The organism is Ruegeria sp. YKSE079 (assembly GCF_059612845.1).
This window is the reverse complement of the sequence record NZ_JBXWRJ010000023.1, coordinates 40,621-55,864: the sequence shown is the minus strand read 5'-3', so window position 1 is coordinate 55,864 and position 15,244 is coordinate 40,621. Positions and strand designations below refer to the sequence as shown.

General features: G+C 61.2%; 14 protein-coding genes. 11 read left to right on the top strand and 3 right to left on the bottom strand.

The annotated features are described in order from the left end of the window. Positions 1-10: 10 nt before the first annotated feature. On the bottom strand, positions 11-1,120 hold the full coding sequence (locus tag AC2FMY_RS18490) for a tyrosine-type recombinase/integrase (protein ID WP_496807865.1): 1,110 nt from the start codon (positions 1,118-1,120) through the stop codon (positions 11-13). Positions 1,121-1,234: 114 nt separating this feature from the next. Here AC2FMY_RS18490 and AC2FMY_RS18485 point away from each other — a divergent pair, with 114 nt between their 5' ends. The 8 genes from AC2FMY_RS18485 (at position 1,235) to AC2FMY_RS18450 (ending at position 10,804) form a co-directional block, all read left to right on the top strand. Beyond that, on the top strand, positions 1,235-2,119 hold the full coding sequence (locus tag AC2FMY_RS18485) for a DUF1403 family protein (protein WP_284376319.1): 885 nt from the start codon (positions 1,235-1,237) through the stop codon (positions 2,117-2,119). A gap of 2 nt (positions 2,120-2,121) precedes the next feature. Next, positions 2,122-2,736, top strand: a complete 615-nt coding sequence (gene scpB / locus AC2FMY_RS18480) for an SMC-Scp complex subunit ScpB (protein WP_067625277.1) — start codon at positions 2,122-2,124, stop codon at positions 2,734-2,736. 293 nt (positions 2,737-3,029) lie between these two features. Further along, positions 3,030-5,264 carry an ATP-dependent nuclease gene (locus tag AC2FMY_RS18475; RefSeq protein WP_496807864.1) on the top strand — a complete coding sequence of 745 codons (2,235 nt, stop codon included), beginning with the start codon at positions 3,030-3,032 and terminating at the stop codon, positions 5,262-5,264. Then, on the top strand, positions 5,261-7,213 hold the full coding sequence (locus AC2FMY_RS18470) for a UvrD-helicase domain-containing protein (protein WP_496807863.1): 1,953 nt from the start codon (positions 5,261-5,263) through the stop codon (positions 7,211-7,213). The genes AC2FMY_RS18475 and AC2FMY_RS18470 overlap by 4 nt, the downstream gene beginning before the upstream one ends. A gap of 216 nt (positions 7,214-7,429) precedes the next feature. After that, complete coding sequence (locus AC2FMY_RS18465; RefSeq protein WP_067627380.1) at positions 7,430-8,026, top strand: DUF6088 family protein; 597 nt, start codon at positions 7,430-7,432, stop codon at positions 8,024-8,026. Then, on the top strand, positions 8,023-9,048 hold the full coding sequence (locus tag AC2FMY_RS18460) for a nucleotidyl transferase AbiEii/AbiGii toxin family protein (protein ID WP_226562290.1): 1,026 nt from the start codon (positions 8,023-8,025) through the stop codon (positions 9,046-9,048). Before AC2FMY_RS18465 ends, AC2FMY_RS18460 begins: the two co-directional genes overlap by 4 nt. Before the next feature lie 34 nt (positions 9,049-9,082). Beyond that, positions 9,083-9,403: a VpaChn25_0724 family phage protein gene (locus AC2FMY_RS18455; RefSeq protein WP_067627377.1), complete on the top strand. Its 321-nt coding sequence runs from the start codon at positions 9,083-9,085 to the stop codon at positions 9,401-9,403. 1,062 nt (positions 9,404-10,465) lie between these two features. Beyond that, positions 10,466-10,804 carry a DUF736 domain-containing protein gene (locus tag AC2FMY_RS18450; RefSeq protein ID WP_226562289.1) on the top strand — a complete coding sequence of 113 codons (339 nt, stop codon included), beginning with the start codon at positions 10,466-10,468 and terminating at the stop codon, positions 10,802-10,804. 215 nt (positions 10,805-11,019) lie between these two features. Here the strand turns inward: AC2FMY_RS18450 and AC2FMY_RS18445 are convergent, their stop codons facing one another. Beyond that, the gene (locus tag AC2FMY_RS18445; RefSeq protein WP_226562288.1) at positions 11,020-11,628 is read right to left on the bottom strand and encodes a hypothetical protein; all 609 of its coding nucleotides are present in this window, start codon (positions 11,626-11,628) and stop codon (positions 11,020-11,022) included. Between the two features lie 476 nt (positions 11,629-12,104). On the opposite strand from AC2FMY_RS18445, the gene AC2FMY_RS18440 reads away from it, so the two are divergent. Then, entirely contained in the window at positions 12,105-12,281 is a 177-nt protein-coding gene (locus AC2FMY_RS18440) for a hypothetical protein (protein WP_226562287.1), read from the top strand. A gap of 139 nt (positions 12,282-12,420) precedes the next feature. On the opposite strand, the gene AC2FMY_RS18435 is transcribed toward AC2FMY_RS18440, so the two are convergent. Continuing rightward, a complete protein-coding gene (locus AC2FMY_RS18435; RefSeq protein ID WP_496807862.1) occupies positions 12,421-12,558 on the bottom strand; it encodes a hypothetical protein in 138 nt (45 codons plus the stop codon). 134 nt (positions 12,559-12,692) lie between these two features. Here AC2FMY_RS18435 and AC2FMY_RS18430 point away from each other — a divergent pair, with 134 nt between their 5' ends. Both AC2FMY_RS18430 and AC2FMY_RS18425 read left to right on the top strand, forming a co-directional pair. Then, positions 12,693-13,313, top strand: coding sequence for a helix-turn-helix domain-containing protein (locus AC2FMY_RS18430; protein WP_496807861.1), 621 nt, complete (start codon positions 12,693-12,695; stop codon positions 13,311-13,313). Beyond that, positions 13,306-15,234: a relaxase/mobilization nuclease domain-containing protein gene (locus AC2FMY_RS18425; RefSeq protein ID WP_496807860.1), complete on the top strand. Its 1,929-nt coding sequence runs from the start codon at positions 13,306-13,308 to the stop codon at positions 15,232-15,234. The genes AC2FMY_RS18430 and AC2FMY_RS18425 overlap by 8 nt, the downstream gene beginning before the upstream one ends. Positions 15,235-15,244: the final 10 nt, after the last annotated feature.

Sequence of the window (15,244 nt, the reverse complement as noted above, 5' to 3'; positions counted from 1 at the left end):
ATTGCTGTGGCTACAGGCCTGCGGCCTTGGTCAGGTTCACGCGGAATCGATCACGGCGGCGTTGGTAGCGGCGGGTCATTTCGGCCGAAGCGTGCCCGAGCTGCTTTTGGACGTAACGCTCGTCGACTTCTGCGGAGCTGGCGAGACCTGCTCGCAGACTGTGGCCGGAGAACAGGGCGAGGCGGTCTTTCTCGGGTAACTCGGCGCGGATGCCGCTCTTGAGTACGGTCTGCTTGATCAGACGGGCGACATGTTTGTCGCAAAGCCGGGCGTCCAGCGTTTTCTGACCATCGCGCGCGGTGCGCACGAAGACCGGTCCGAAATCGATCTTCGCAAAGTGCAGCCATTGTTCCAGCGCGTGCACCGGGCAGGTCTGGTCGGATGAGCCGCGGCCGATCTCGACCTCGCGCCAGCCGGTCTTGGCGTTCAGCGTCAGCACCGCGCCATCGTCGAGGATTTCGATCCAGCCGCCACTGTCGGGGGTATCATCGTTGCCGACATCCAGGCTGACGATTTCCGATCGCCTAAGACCACCGGCATATCCGATGAGCAGAATGGCCCTGTCACGCAATCCGCGCAGATCGAACCCCAGGGTGGCCACCATCGCCAGGATGTCCTCGGGCAGGATTGCTTCCTTCTGCACCGGAGGGCGCGTATGTTTGCGTTTGATCCCGGCCAGCACGGTGGCGATGTGCCGGTCCTTGCGGTCGAGGGAAAACCCCCGCTGCACGTAGTTCCAGGCGAGACCGGAAAGCCGACGGTCGATTGTACTAACCGATAGGGCAGGGGTTCCGTTCGTTGGCGCAGCCAGATCGGTCAGGTAAAGCCCGATCATCTCCGGTGATGGAGGCAGGGGATCGGCTCCCTTGAGCCTGCACCATCGCGCGAAGTGCATCCAATCCTTCGCGTAGGCCTTCAGCGTGTTGTCTGAGGCCGCTGCGCGCGCATAGTCGCGGGCCGTATCGACCAAACGATCGAGCGTGCCTGAGCCCGCCACAAAGGAAGGCAGGGTCAAGGACTCGCCGTCAGTGCGATCTCTCTCGTTGTCCTCGTTGACCGAAGACCCGTTTGGCCGCTCTGAGCTCGAATTCTCGCCGTTTTCTTGCATGTCGCTGAGCATATCATTTTGATGTCCGATAATGCAAACTTATTGGACATAACAAATGAGATCAAGGTGGGGCGGTTATGGCGCAATTTTCTGGCAGAAAGCGCCGCTCTGATGTAGGCTTTAGGCATGACTTTTGCCCGGCCAGATCATTCCAGCGACCTCGACACGTTACCCCGGATGCCTGCCTGGGTCACCTCTGCCCGTGCCGAAACCCTTGAAGATGTTGCGTTTTTGTCGGGCGCCGCGCTGAACCACCTGCATGTTGTGCTCGGACGCGCGGAGGTGCCCCAAGCCTTGTTGCGGGACCGGCTCGCGCTGCGCGCAGCGGAGGCTTGTGTCGCGTTCTCTGGCCGACCAGAGAGGGCAGGGGACCTGCGCGACGCGGTGCACCTACTGCGCCCCGGCGATCTTCCCGGACCGGGCGGTGAAACCTACCTTGCGTGGCGGCGCGCGGTGGAGCGGCCGGTGTCGATCAAGGCTCTGGGCCGAGCCTTGCCGACCCTCGAGCAAGGCCAGATCGCGACTTGGCTAGATGCGGGTCAGGGGGCGCCCGTTGGCCGAGCTGCGATGGTGCTCGAGGCAGTATTTCGCGCGGCACCGCGCGCAGAGGTTGCGGCGCTGATCCTTGCGGAGGCGGCCCTCGCCCAGGCCCTCGGTTGGGATCATCTCGTGCCGCTGCTAGCCCCTGGCCTGAAACGCGCCGACCTGCGCAAGCAAGGCGATGACCTTCGCTTGGCCTCTCATCGGGCAATCATCCCTTCAGTGATCGAGGCCGCCAGGCATGCTGCCGACCTCGCGCGTCGGGCGGCGCATCTGAAGGCGGTCGCACCCAAGCTGCGTGCCAAGGGGGCGGGCGACGCGGTCGAGATGTTCCTGACCCGCGATGCTGTGACGCCTTCGGCCTTGCCCTTGCCGGATCGCGCCGCGCGGCGGCTCTGCGACCGGCTGGTTGACCTCGGCGCGGTGCGCGAACTGTCCGGGCGCGACACCTTCCGGCTCTACGGAGTGTAGGGATGGCGAAGGATCGCTCTGACCCCGAATTGGATCGTGAGTTGCTCGACCTGCCGCCGGAGGCGCGCTGGCGGGAATGGATGCGCCGGATCGAGGCGGTGCTCTTTGCCTCTGCCTCGCCGGTGCCGCGCGACGACCTGGCGCGCGTGGTGGGGCAGGGGGCCTCGGTCGACCTGCTGGTCGAGGACCTTGCCGCCGATCTGGAAGGGCGGGCCTTCGAGATCGCCCAGGTCGCCGGGGGCTTGATGTTCCGCACGCGCGCCACCTACGGCCCCGCGATCCGCGCAGCGGCAGATATCGGGGACCAATTGCTGGACCTGAGCGAATTCGACGTCGCGGTCCTGGCCGCCATCGCCTATCACCAACCGATCACACGCGACGGGCTGAAGGACATCTTCGGTAAGGAGATCAGCCGTGATCTGATCGGGCGGCTGCATGCGCGCGACCTGATCGGGACCGGGCCAAGGTCGCCTCGGCGCGGCGCTCCCTACACCTTCGTCACCACAGAGCAGTTCCTCGTCGCCTTCGGGTTGGAGTCCCTGCGCGATCTTCCCGATCGGGAGCAGTTGGAAGATGCTGGGGTTGTGGCGGAAGCTTCACAAGTCGATTTCGGGTAACGCGTTGCCGATGCTGAGCGTAAAGTCCGCCGTTCGGATTATCGTTTCAGTATTTCTGAGCGAAGCCCCGTGCATTTATTAGCGGCAAGGCCTCCGGCGATACGCCTCGCGGCCGATGAGAAGTCGAAGCCCCACTATGCGATTTCCACCCCACCTCCCGTGAGTCTGCGAAGCGAATAGCCAGACAGTGAATAGTGGGAGAACCCTGACGGTTGAGCACGGCTACACACCCGCAGGACGAGTATATATAGAGAAACTATCGTAGCATTTCCTGCGAGGGGGACACCAAATCTATGAAGCTCACACGCATTGAAGTTTTCAATTTTCGAAAATTACGACGCGCCCGTCTGGATATGTCGGACAAACAAACTCTGCTCGTCGGGGCCAATAACAGCGGCAAGACATCGGCCATGAAGGCGCTGCGCAAATTCCTCAAGGATCGGGGCGGTATCGACGCGCGTGATGTTACAGCCTCAAACTGGGCCGCTATCGAAAAGATTGCGGGTACTTGGACACCGGAGGCCGAGGCGGATCTCAGCCCGCTCCAAGACCAGCTTCCGTTCATCGACGTCTGGCTCCACGCAGACAACTCAGAACTTCACCATGTCGCGCATCTGATCCCCACCCTTACCTGGACAGGTGGCCTGCTCGGGGTACGCCTGCGACTTGAGCCAAAGAACGGGTCGGACATCAAGGCGCAGTACCTGGCTGCACGAGAGGCCGCTCAAACGCTGCAACCCGGCGGCGCAACGGCCAAAGGGTTCGCGCTTTGGCCGCGCGATTTTCGGGAGTTTCTGGACAAACGACTGCGGGACCTATTCGAACTCAACGCCTATCTTTTGGATCCCATGTGCCTCACCACAACAGGGCCGGTGGAGCCGCATCCCCTGCCGCCATTGGCGGAGGGGATCGGTTCAAACCCCTTTGCTGGACTCATCCACATTCGTGAGATCAACGCGCAACGCGGTTTCGCAGACGCAGGGGACAGTAACGGCGACGACGATGAAGCGATGAGCGCGACTAGCCGCAAGATTGCCAGCCAGATACAGCCCTATTTCCGTAAACATATCGACCCCGAAAAGGACCCCACGCCGAACGATGTCAAAGCGCTCGAGGCAATCCATGATGCCGAAACCACCTTTAATGCCCGGCTCAAGGATGGGTTCGCTGATGCTATCAAGGAACTGGAAAGTCTCGGCTACCCCGGCGGGCTGAACAATCCGAAACTCTTCATAGCCACTCAGATCAAACCCGTTGACGGGCTCGATCACCCGGCTGCGGTGCAATACGACATCTCGGGCGACACATCCGGGGTGAAACTGCCAGAAGGCTACAACGGCCTGGGTTTCCAGAACCTGATCTCCATGGTGTTTCAGCTCATGCGTTTCCGTGATGACTGGATGCAGGTAGGAAAGTTCAAGTCAAAGGCGGTGACCCCAGACGACAAGGGTATCGAACCCCTGCAACTGGTGCTGATCGAGGAACCGGAGGCGCACCTGCATGTTCAGGTGCAGCAGGTGTTTATGGCTAGGGCACACAAGGTGCTGCGCAACCATAAAGATCTGGAGCAGGAGGGCTCGGCCTTTACCACTCAGCTGGTCGTGAGCACCCATTCGGGCCATATCGCACACGCCGCCGCGTTTGAGGAGCTGCGTTACTTCAAGCGCGAGCTGCCAAGTCACGGAGTTGTGCCCACGGCCAGTGTGGCGAATATGACTGGGCTCTTTGGTGCGGACAATGAAACCCATCGCTTCGTGACGCGCTATCTGCTGACTACACATTTTGATCTATTCTTCGCCGACGCCATCATCGTGATTGAGGGTGCTGCGGAGCGGATTCTGCTGCCGCATCTGATCCAGCATCACTACCCTGATTTGGCTGCAGCCTATCTGTCCTTTTTGGAACTGGGGGGCAGTCACGCGCATAGGCTGCGGCCTCTGGTCGAGGCGCTGGAAGTGCCGACGTTGATCATCACCGATCTCGACGCGGTGGCAGAGGTCAACAAAGGCGGGAAGGTCGTCAAAGAATCGGTCCAGCCTTGCTGCAGGGCCGCTCAAACCACCGCCAACCACGTACTAAAAACCTGGCTCCCCAAGCTGGCAGAGATCGATGCGTTGTTAGCCTCGCCTCCCAAGGCCCTGTGTCACACGGCCCCTGACCGCCCCATCGCCGTCAGCTATCAAACCTCGCAAAACGTGACACTTGGCTCGGTGTCCACGAACGTCACGCCCAGCACCTTCGAGGATGCTCTTGTTCTGACCAACCCCAAAGCCGTGACGGACGCCGCAGCGACAGAGTTCTCCTGCGTTATGACCCGTGCCTTTGCCAAATCCATCGCTGAGGCTCAGGCCCCTGAAGACCTCGCCAATGCACTCTTTGAAAGGTTGGCAAAAAGACCGGAAAAGGCCGCCTTCGCACTGGATCTATTGTACATCAAAGACATCAAAGCGTTGCGCGCGCCGCCATATATCGACACCGGCCTTACCTGGCTCGCGGGCCAGCTAAAGGGCGTGGAGGGCGCGGCATGACAGATATGACCGACGCTACCCGCGACGCGGGCGCTGACGCGACGATTCGCGAGTGCCTGTCCCTCGATCAGCCGCGCAGCTTCTTTCTCTTTGCCGGGGCGGGGTCGGGCAAGACGCGATCTCTCAAGGAGGCTCTTGAGGGATTGGACACACAGACCCTGACCACCTTGCGCAAACACAGCCGCAAGATTGCCGTCATCACCTATACTAACGCCGCCGCAGATGAGATCACACGCCGCGTCAAGGCCGATCCGGTGTTTCAGGTGCAGACTATCCACAGTTTCGCCTGGTCGCTCATCGAGGGGCGCTCAGCTGATATTCGGGGCTGGCTAGAGAGCAACTTGCAGACAGAGATTGCCGAGATCCAAGCAGCCCATGCGAAGGGCCGTTCGGGCACCGACGCCCATGACAAACGCGAGAAGAAGATGGCCTCCAAGACGAAGCGTCTGGAGCGCCTGGCTGAAATCCGCGCCTTCACCTATGCGCCCGAGGGGGACAATTTCGGCCGCGATGCGCTGCAACATACCGAGGTCATTGCGCTCGCTGCGCATTTCCTGACTGAAAGCGAGACGTTCCAGAACATCGTCTTGGCACGCTATCCGTTCATCCTGATCGACGAGAGCCAGGACACGATGAAACCGTTGATGGAGGCACTTTTGACATTCGAGGCGCGCCATCGCGGTCGCATCGTCCTAGGGCTGCTCGGGGACACGATGCAGCGCATTTATACTGATGGTTTGCGCGATCTTGACCAGCGAGTGGGGGATTTTGCGCAACCGGCCAAACAGATGAACCACCGCAGCCGCAAGCGGATCGTGGACCTGGCGAATTCGATCCGGCGCGATGAAGATGGCCGCCAGCAGCGGGCGCGCGAAGATAAACCGGATGGCACCGTGCGTGTTTTTCTTGCGCCGAGTGAAGGCACGGATCGAGCAACCTTTGAAGTTTCAACCTGCGTGGAGATGGCCCGCGTCACCGGAGACCCCGCGTGGCAGAACGCGGAGGCGATCAAGACCCTCACGATCGAGCGTCACATGGCCGCCGCGCGTCTTGGCTTTAGTGAGCTGTTTGAGCCCCTGAGCAAACCCGACAAGCTCAAGGACGGGTTTCGCGATGGCACCTTGCCCGCGATGCGGCTTTTCACCCACCGGGTCTTGCCTTTGGTGACGGCACAAAGGAATGGGGATGCCTTTGCCGCGATGGCAGTGCTGCGCGACGGCTCACCGCTGGTCGATAAGAGAGGTATCCGGACGGGGCGCGGAGGCCAGGCTACTGGCCTCGACGCGGCGCGGGCGGGCGTCGCAGCGCTGATGACGCTATTCAAGGACGAACGGGACCCGAGTTGTGCCGAAGTGTTAGCGGTCGTGGCCGAGCACCGGTTGTTCCCGATCCCTGACCAGCTTCGGCCGTGTTTGCCTGACGACAGTCCCATGGCCCAAGACATGGCCGACATCCTTGCCGAGCTGGACCTGACTACGCCCGAGGCCACACCGCCCGCCGAGACCGCTATCACTGGGGCTTGGACGCAAGCGCTTAAGGCGCCGTTTTCCCAAGTGGCGCGTTACCTCGCCTATGTCGAAGACCGCAGCCCATATGGCACCCACCAAGGGGTCAAGGGGCTCGAATTTCCACGGGTCATGGTGATCGCTGATGACGCCCACACACGCTTCAAGGGCCTTGCCTCCTACGAGACGCTGTTTGACGTAAAGCGCCTGTCCCCAGCCTCTCAGAAAAAGGCGGAACAGGGCGAAGAAACCACGATCGAGCGCACCCGCCGTTTGCTATACGTTACCTGCACGCGGGCTGAAGAGAGCCTCGGGCTTGTGCTCTATTCCGAGGCCCCCGACGCGGTCCGCAGGTTTCTGATCACCAACAAATGGATGGCCGAAGACGAGGTCGTGATGGCTGCGGCCGACGGGACCTTTCAGGAAGCTGCACAGCAATGCTGAACATTCAGTAGTGACCATTCTGGGCCGCTTATGTCGACCAGCCGTGTAAACCCGGTTGGTCATGATTTCCGATCGTCAAGAAGCGCCTCTTTATGCCCGAGTACTACAGGTGAGCTGCTTAATGTTGTGGTCTTTTCTTAACCAGCGTGAGCCGCGCAAGCCTCAGCTTGAAAACTGTCAGAAACTAATCTATATATCTGACACTAGGAGGCGAACATGCAAACCACATCTCAAGCGATCAAGGCCTATGCTGAAGCGCTGCCGGAGGGTGCGACCCTGTCGGCGCGGGAGTTGTTGCACCTTGGAGAGCGTGCCGCGGTGGACCAGGCGTTGTCGCGGTTGGTTCGGCGCGGGGAGCTCATGCGTGTGAAGCGCGGATTGTTCGCTTTGCCTGTGAAAACCCGCTTCGGGAACCGGGCGCCCTCGGTTGAGGCCGTGGTTGAGCACATTGCGAAATCAACCGGCGAACGCGTATCGCAAAGCGGAGCATCGGCAGCGAACCTGCTCGGCATTTCGACGCAGAATCCATCCCGTCAAGTTTTTTGGACCTCGGGGCCGAGCCGCCATCTGAAGCTCGGAGCGCAAAGCGTCGAGCTTAAACATGTGCCGAGCTGGCAGCTTCGTGCGCCCAACAGCCGCGCCGGGCACGCCTTTCGGGCGCTCGCCTATTTCGGCAAGTCTGAAGCTGCCCAGGCTTTGAGGCGTATCAAAGCGACGTTGAACGAAGAGGAGAAGCGCGAGCTTCTGAGCCTTCGAGCCTCTGCGCCAACTTGGATGGCCAAGGAACTTAGCGCGCTTGCGTCATTGCAATGACCGAAAGCCAAACCTATTTTTCGCTGTCGCGCGAAGACAAGATCGACGCGCTGGAAGTGGCCGCCTCGAAACTGGGGCGGCCCGCGGACCTGTTAGAAAAAGACATTTGGGTCGTTTGGGTCCTTAACGCCTTGTTCGACAGTGACCTTGGCGAACACTTGGTGTTCAAGGGCGGAACGTCGCTTTCCAAGGTCTATAAGGCGATTGACCGGTTCTCAGAAGATGTCGACCTGACATATGACATCAGGCAGATCATTCCCGATCTGATCAAGGATCCTGAAGATCCATATCCGCCAAGCCGCTCGCAAGCTCAGAAATGGACCGAAGCCGTTCGGGATCGCTTGGGCGAGTGGGTGGCGTCAAAAGTGGCCCCCATTTTGTCGGACAAGGTCAAGGCAGCGGCGCTCCCGGCAGAAATCCGTGTAGAAGGTGACAAAATTTATCTGGACTACGACGCGGTGCGCAGCGGCAGCGGATATGTTCGATCCTCGGTCTTGTTGGAATTTGGTGCCAGGTCCACAGGAGAGCCGGCACAACGTCACGAAGTAATTTGTGACCTCTCCCAAGCACTACCTGAGTTGCTCATGCCCGTCGCCACGCCTCGTGTGATGATGGCCGAACGGACGTTTTGGGAAAAGGCGACAGCTATCCATGCCTATTGCTTGCGGGGTGCGTTTCGAGGCGGCGACCGCTATGCGCGTCACTGGTACGATCTGGATCGCTTGCAGGCTGTGGGTATCGCTGCTCGGGCGCTGGAGGATAAGCCGCTTGCCCAGGATGTTGCGAAGCACAAACAGCACTTTTTCCGCGAAACCGATCGTGCGGGCGCGACGATTAACTATGCCGATGCCGTCTCGGGGTCGCTTTGCCTGATCCCAGAAGGGGTGGCCCTTGAGGCGCTGGCCCAAGACTACCAGAAAATGCAGGAAGCGGGGCTGCTTCAGTCAGACTCCATCGCTTTCGATGACCTAATGGCTCGTCTGATGGTTCTTCAAGATCGGGCCAATAACCGAGCTGCATGAAGGAGACGGATTTGGTGATGGGCGTGAATCCTTTATGACATCGAACAATGTCGCGCCGATTGAAGCCATCAAAGAAACGCATCGAGCTTTGGCTGTTTTGCGGGCGCTCGAGCGGGCTCCGAGCTACCGTATGCATGAATTCGTCCTTTTGGATTGGCTCCGATTAATTGCACTTGCAGCCACACGAGACGAACTCAATTCGACCGCCTGCTCACTGGAGTCCTTCGGCTTGGTGCGGCTGGGCCAATACGACGATAATCGGGTGCTCGAGCTGACTGAGCGCGGTCAAGATGTTGCGTTGGGCCGCGCCACTGCGGAGGGCGTTTTGCGGCCGGGGCCGGACTGCCCTTACTGATCCACTGCCGATGCCTCATGCACGTGTAGTCCTCTGAGCTGAAGGCTGTGCAATTGCGGACAGGGTCGGCTTAGTTCTTTGCAACATGTCGGATATACAACGGCAAAGGCCTAGCTCGAAGCACTACCGTCAAACCGCAGGAACTCCACCGGCGGTTCACCCAGTTTCCTTCGCGGCCAACCGAGTCCTTCGTGTGATGGTTAGGTCTTGATGAATTTGGCCCCTCCTGCCCTTTGGTCAGGACCGCGCCCTACTCGGCCGGCTGCAGGCAGCCGCCCTCCCCGAGCTGAAACGCCGCCTCTCCCTGCGCCGTGCCGCTGGCCGGGCAGTCTCCTCCGGAGCCAGCCCGCCCAGCCGTCGCATGGTCGTGGCAACGCTTCATCTCGGCTATTCGGTAACGGTCGCTGGGGCAGGCGTGTCACATCAGTGATCTCGTACCCCGCGTCTCGGCCGGTGTTGTTCCTCGCTTTGCTGGATATGCTGTTCTGCCCCGGCATCATGGGTCGCAAACGGTGTTCGGCGACCGCCGGATTGCGTTGGCAGCAGCTGGCATCAGGCCGGCGATGGTCGTGATGCGCAAATCGCAAGTTGTCGGGCTGCCGTAGAGGGTTCGTTCGAAATCCGAGTGGGCAGAGCACGGTATCGATTCTTCGACGGTATCCCTGCTGCTCTACCAGACAACACACATCGCGCTGCTACAGAAACCAGCCGTCGCGGCACGTAAGGCAGGGTCGGGCAAAGCTCTGAATCGTCCGAGTGCGAATCGGGGCAAGAGGACAGAGAAGACACCGCCCCCCGCAGCATCTCCCTCGGCTGTTCACCCAGGTTCCTCCGTGGCCGCCGCACTTCTCCCTTTGTCTGAGTTGCATGACATGCTGGTCGCAGCTGTCGTCCCGTCCACAAAGGTTGTCGCCGATCTTTTTCCCCTGCCCCTGCGGGCCATTCCTCGCGGATCAAAAAGACCGGCGCCTGCCCCTCTCCGCTGCGCTTCGCCTTCGGTGTGGCCGGGCCTTGGCCAGCTGCAAGGTGACCATCATTGCAACGCAAACAAGGAGAAGAGCAATGACCACGAACTGCATCAAATTCACCAGCGCCGACATCGAAACCGCCAAGGGCATCGGCTCCATCTCGACCCTGACCTTCGACCTCGACATCACGGTCGAACCCGTCGCGAGCACAAACCCGATGGCCCCCACGCACCGCGTCCTCGGCCGCTCCCCGCGCGGCAAGCTGGTCGAGTGCGGCGGCATCTGGAAGAAGCAGAACAAGGAGACCGGCGCTGACTACTACACGCTGAACATCCGCGACCACGGCTTCAACGCGAACCTCGGCAAGGCCGCAAACCAAGACGATCTGTCCCTGCAGGCCGTTATCCCCTGGGGCCCGAAAGACGCCGCCTAAGCCAACGGCCAGACCGCTCCGGCGGTCTGGCTTTACCTCGCGTCGAGGCGATTGGAAGGTCTCGACCAAAATCCGGTCATCCCCAAATGGGCCGCAGTCCCCGGCCTGATGTGATGGTTCCAACAGCTTCGCTATTTGAGACCAGAGACACCGTTCCAGGAGTGCCGGAGAATTCTCGCGGACACTGAGCGCCTTCGTTGGCGACGTAGATGACGTCACATGGGTCGCAAGCTGATCTTGGGCAGTGTTGGATCATCGGCATCGGAACGTCGCCAATAGTCTTGGCAAAGCTCGACGCCGGCAGAAGTCAGCTCGAAGCGATTTGCGCAGTTTGGGTCTTCTGCAAGCAATCCGAGGTCGATCAATGGACGCGCGGATCCGTCTGCGATGGAACGATCCCCAGGCACGCCTTCGCCCGTTTCGAAGCTCCATCGGTACTTTCCATCTTTGAGAAAACGATGGATCGCCCTCGGTAGAATTGTCGTGGTTCCAAGTCGCCTGCTGAAACCGAAGGACAATGAAGCAAGCGTCTCGCGTGGACGAGGCGGCACCTGTTCCCAAGTCAAACCGGATTTGATTGGCTCTGGGGCGATCCCTGCACCCGCAGCCACTCCGTCGAGAAACGCTTGCTTCAATGCTCGCTCAATCTCACCAATCGTGTTTTGCGAGTAGCCGTACTTCTTAGCGGCACGATCTTTGCCGATGATCTCGCGCGCGACTTCTTTGAACTCAGCGCGTCTCTGCGGGTCGATTGATTTTTGTCTGGCCATGACACAGACCTTGGCACCTGCATTGAGATCTTTCCAGATGATGAGGCGCTCCATTGCGCTCCGGACCGCCAAATCAGAAGTGTGTTCTTCCACATGACGCCCACCTCTGGCCGTACTGCCGCAAGAATTGCTGGTCTGCCCGCCGAGTGAAACGCACATGGTATTTCCCGCCGTCACCGCGTCCCTGCCGCAGATGTCCTGGGGCCAGAAAACACATCGTTGGCCGCGAGCGAAGAATTATCAAATCAACGCCATGCATCCAAGGGCAACGCCTCACGCCAGTGTCGCCGTCGCGCGCCTTTCCGTCGACCTGTTGGCCTTAGAGATCGCTAGCCCGGGGTCGAGCGGTCGGCAACGCCGGGGGCAGGTTTCTGGACGGCTGCGCCTTGAGCGCTGCGGTGCACCGCTCACAACAAACCTGCCCCCGGCGTGCTCCATTTCATTCCGCCCCGTGCCGGGTGCAGCCCGCTCTCATGCCCCCGGTCTTTTCCACGATCCGTCCAACGACGATCAACGGAAAGGATCACATCATGACACTCGAACAATCCATCGACCTCGCCGAGCTGCAAGCCGACATGGCCTTCGATGCCTACCTCGCCGCCTTCGATAAAGACGCCCATCCCGAGACCCTCGACAGCCTCGAGACCGAGGCTCTGATCGCCCGCAGCCGCTACGACGACCTGCGCTCTCTGGGACTGGGTCACTGACCCAGATACCCCTGCGGGTCTTCGGATCCGCAGGGGGCTGACGCTGTTCCTTTGAAGCCTCGTGCCGCCCTCAGAGGGTGTGATCCGCGCCATCCCGCGCGGGCCGTTTTCGTGCTCCTGGCGCCGATCCGTGACCGGCTCAGGCGTTCGGTTTGTCTTTCGTCACGTGCGTCTTGAACACAAGTTTCAGCAGATTTTTTCGACCAGTTTGCCACGCATCGATGAGGACGGTGGCGTACCATGCCGCGCCGCGACGCGGGGTCTTGACGGCGTCCAATGCCTGCAAAAAGACATGGTATGCAAAACGTAATATTGTGCAATGTGATTTATTGAAGTATAAGCGAAGGAGAGAAGGAAGACGTTGGCAGGATATGGCCAATGTTTGCACATTTTGTCCGAGGGGTCTGACCCGTGCCGAGGCCAGCGAAAAACCTGAAGCTTGAAGAGCGCATCGAAGTGGCGCGGCGCTTCACGGCGGGCGAGAGCGCGAAGGAACTGGCGGCGGCGTTTGGCATCTCTCCGCGCCACGTGAACCGGCTCGCGAAAGAGGAGGCGGGCGAGGGGCTCGCGGTACGCGATCCGAGCGAGACAGTGGCGTTCCGGGCCAGCCGATCAGAGCTGGACGCCTTCGATGCCGAGTGGCGCGAGCGGGGCTATGCCAACCGTTCGCAGGCGCTCAACGCGGTGCTGCGGGGGCGGTGCGGGTTCCTCGATGTGCCGCGTGATCTGGTCACCGAATTCTGCGCCGCATGGCGTCAGGCGAAGGACGTGAGTGACGCCGGACTGGGGCTCGCCAAGGCGGTCCATCGTGGTCGGCTGGAGGTCTCGGAGGCGGATCGCGCGGTCCTGATCCAACTGCTCGATCTTGCGCAGTCCATGAGCCGTGAGATGGGCCGGATGAAGGATGCGGCGCAGGCACTGCGTGCTCAGGAGTGGCCGCAAAAGGAAGAAGGGCAGGGGGCGGATGGCGCGGTTCTGGAGGGCAGCCCGCGCGAGACCGTGACAGGTTTGAGGCTCGTCAGAAATGGCTGATCCGCTCGCCCTTTATACCTCGGTCATGGGCCGGCTCTGGGAGGATGAACGCATCCGGGGCCAGGCCGCGGCGCGGATCGACGCGCGGTTGGCGGGGCGTCGGCAGGGTCGCAGTTTCGCGCGCGTCGGATCCCTGTCGGCGCGCAATGCGCTGAAGGCGGCCTCGGGCCAGAGCCGCGCAGCGGTGTTCAAACGGATCCGGGCGGGAGGCTGCAAGACGCGTGCTTCGCTCGGGGCACAGATTTCCTACATCAACGACAAGGCGGTCTACGCCTATTCGACGATGACCAACGCGCTGACCGATGCTGCGGTGCTTTCTGAGGATCAGAAAGAGGACATCATCGAGGACTGGGCCGGGACCTGGCGCGGCTCGACCAAGCTCGGCTTCACCTCCCACATGTTGCTGTCCTTTCCGGCCGACGTGACGGTCGAGCAGGTGCGCGACATCGCCATGGACTGGACTGAGCATTTCTTCGAGAGCGGCGAATACGGCGACCAGTGGGACTATGTGCTCGCTGTCCATGACGACCGGGAGCATAAGCACGCCCACATCATCCTGAACAATCGCGGCGTCGAAAGCGGCACCTGGTTTTCCTGCTGGGCCGAAGGCGTGATGTCGCCTCAGCTCATGCGCGAGAAGCAGGCCGAGATCGCGGAAGGCTATGGCGTCATGCTCGACGCCACCACCCGGCTTGAGCGCGGCATCTTCGAGAAACCCGCCGGGATCGAGGAGATCTACCGCGCCAAGGAAGAAGCCCGCCTGCCGCGCGAGATCGTCATGACGGCCCAGGAATCCGCCATCGCGCAGGCGCAGGTGGTGGGCTTCGCCAAGGACTACAAGAACCTCGCCGATCTGCTGGACCGGATGGACCAGCGCCACATGGCGCGCGCCCTGCGCGGCATGGCGGACGGGCTTGGCTCGGGCACGCCGTGGAACTTCACCGAAGGAGAAATAGACATGAAGGACATCAAGACCGTCGGTGATGCGATCGACTATTCCGAGCGCACGATAGAGGCGCTGAGGCTCAAGGCCGAGGAACTGGACCCGGCCGAGCGCGCCGCTTTTGAAGCCAAGGCCGCACCGATCATCGCGGACCTCTCGCAGATGGTGCCGGACCCGGAGTTGCGCGCGCGGTTTGGCAAGCAGCTCGAAGAACCCTATCCGCCGGGGGCGGGCAGCGAGGTGCTGATCGCCGCGCTGCAGTCCGGCAATGACGACGGGCTGCGCGACGTGCTCGAGCGCGCCGAGGAGGTGGGCATGGACAGCGAGGAGCTGGTGGCTCGGATTGCTGCGGGCGGCACGCGGAACTACGGCATGGCGCAGGACTGGGTCGAGCGGGACATGAACGCGGTGCTGGCCAAGGACGGTCTCAGCGTCGAGACGGCCAATGATGACCAACTGGATGCAGCCCTAGAAAAGGTCGACAGCGTGATGGACGCGCTGATGGAACGCGCCAAGGAAATGGGCGTCGAGATCGGCCGGACCCTCGCGGACGAGGAGGAGGCGACGTTGCCCCTCATCGACGAGGATGACCGGACGCCCAATCCCTACCTGCAGGACCTCGCCGACATGTTGCGGGACGGCAAGCTTACCGAGGAACAGGAAGAGACGGTCGAGCGGACCCTGCAATCCGAGCTCTTCAAGGAGTTGGGTGAGGAGGGCCTGGCCGAGCTTCGCCGTGGCAACTACGAGGTGCTGGACGCGGCCCTGCCGAGCAAGCTCGACCAGATCACCGTCACGCAAGAGTTCCTTGAAATGACGTTTGAGGAAACGGGCGACCAGGTCTTCACCGACCGCGCCGCCGGATTGCAGCAGGATAAGGCGACCGAGGTCGCGCGGTTGCGCGGCCAGCAGGAGGCGCAGGAGCTGGGTCGCGATCTCGGTCGGGACCGCGGTCTCGATGACGAGATGGAATTCTGAGGGGGGATGA

Coding starts and splice junctions, on each gene's coding strand:
- AC2FMY_RS18460 (WP_226562290.1), top strand. CDS start 8,023: ATGACCGAAAGCCAAACCTATTTTTCGCTGTCGCGCGAAGACAAGATC.
- AC2FMY_RS18470 (WP_496807863.1), top strand. CDS start 5,261: ATGACAGATATGACCGACGCTACCCGCGACGCGGGCGCTGACGCGACG.
- AC2FMY_RS18490 (WP_496807865.1), bottom strand. CDS start 1,120: ATGCTCAGCGACATGCAAGAAAACGGCGAGAATTCGAGCTCAGAGCGG.
- AC2FMY_RS18485 (WP_284376319.1), top strand. CDS start 1,235: ATGACTTTTGCCCGGCCAGATCATTCCAGCGACCTCGACACGTTACCC.
- AC2FMY_RS18465 (WP_067627380.1), top strand. CDS start 7,430: ATGCAAACCACATCTCAAGCGATCAAGGCCTATGCTGAAGCGCTGCCG.
- AC2FMY_RS18440 (WP_226562287.1), top strand. CDS start 12,105: ATGACACTCGAACAATCCATCGACCTCGCCGAGCTGCAAGCCGACATG.
- AC2FMY_RS18475 (WP_496807864.1), top strand. CDS start 3,030: ATGAAGCTCACACGCATTGAAGTTTTCAATTTTCGAAAATTACGACGC.
- AC2FMY_RS18450 (WP_226562289.1), top strand. CDS start 10,466: ATGACCACGAACTGCATCAAATTCACCAGCGCCGACATCGAAACCGCC.
- AC2FMY_RS18445 (WP_226562288.1), bottom strand. CDS start 11,628: ATGGAGCGCCTCATCATCTGGAAAGATCTCAATGCAGGTGCCAAGGTC.
- AC2FMY_RS18425 (WP_496807860.1), top strand. CDS start 13,306: ATGGCTGATCCGCTCGCCCTTTATACCTCGGTCATGGGCCGGCTCTGG.
- AC2FMY_RS18455 (WP_067627377.1), top strand. CDS start 9,083: ATGACATCGAACAATGTCGCGCCGATTGAAGCCATCAAAGAAACGCAT.
- scpB (WP_067625277.1), top strand. CDS start 2,122: ATGGCGAAGGATCGCTCTGACCCCGAATTGGATCGTGAGTTGCTCGAC.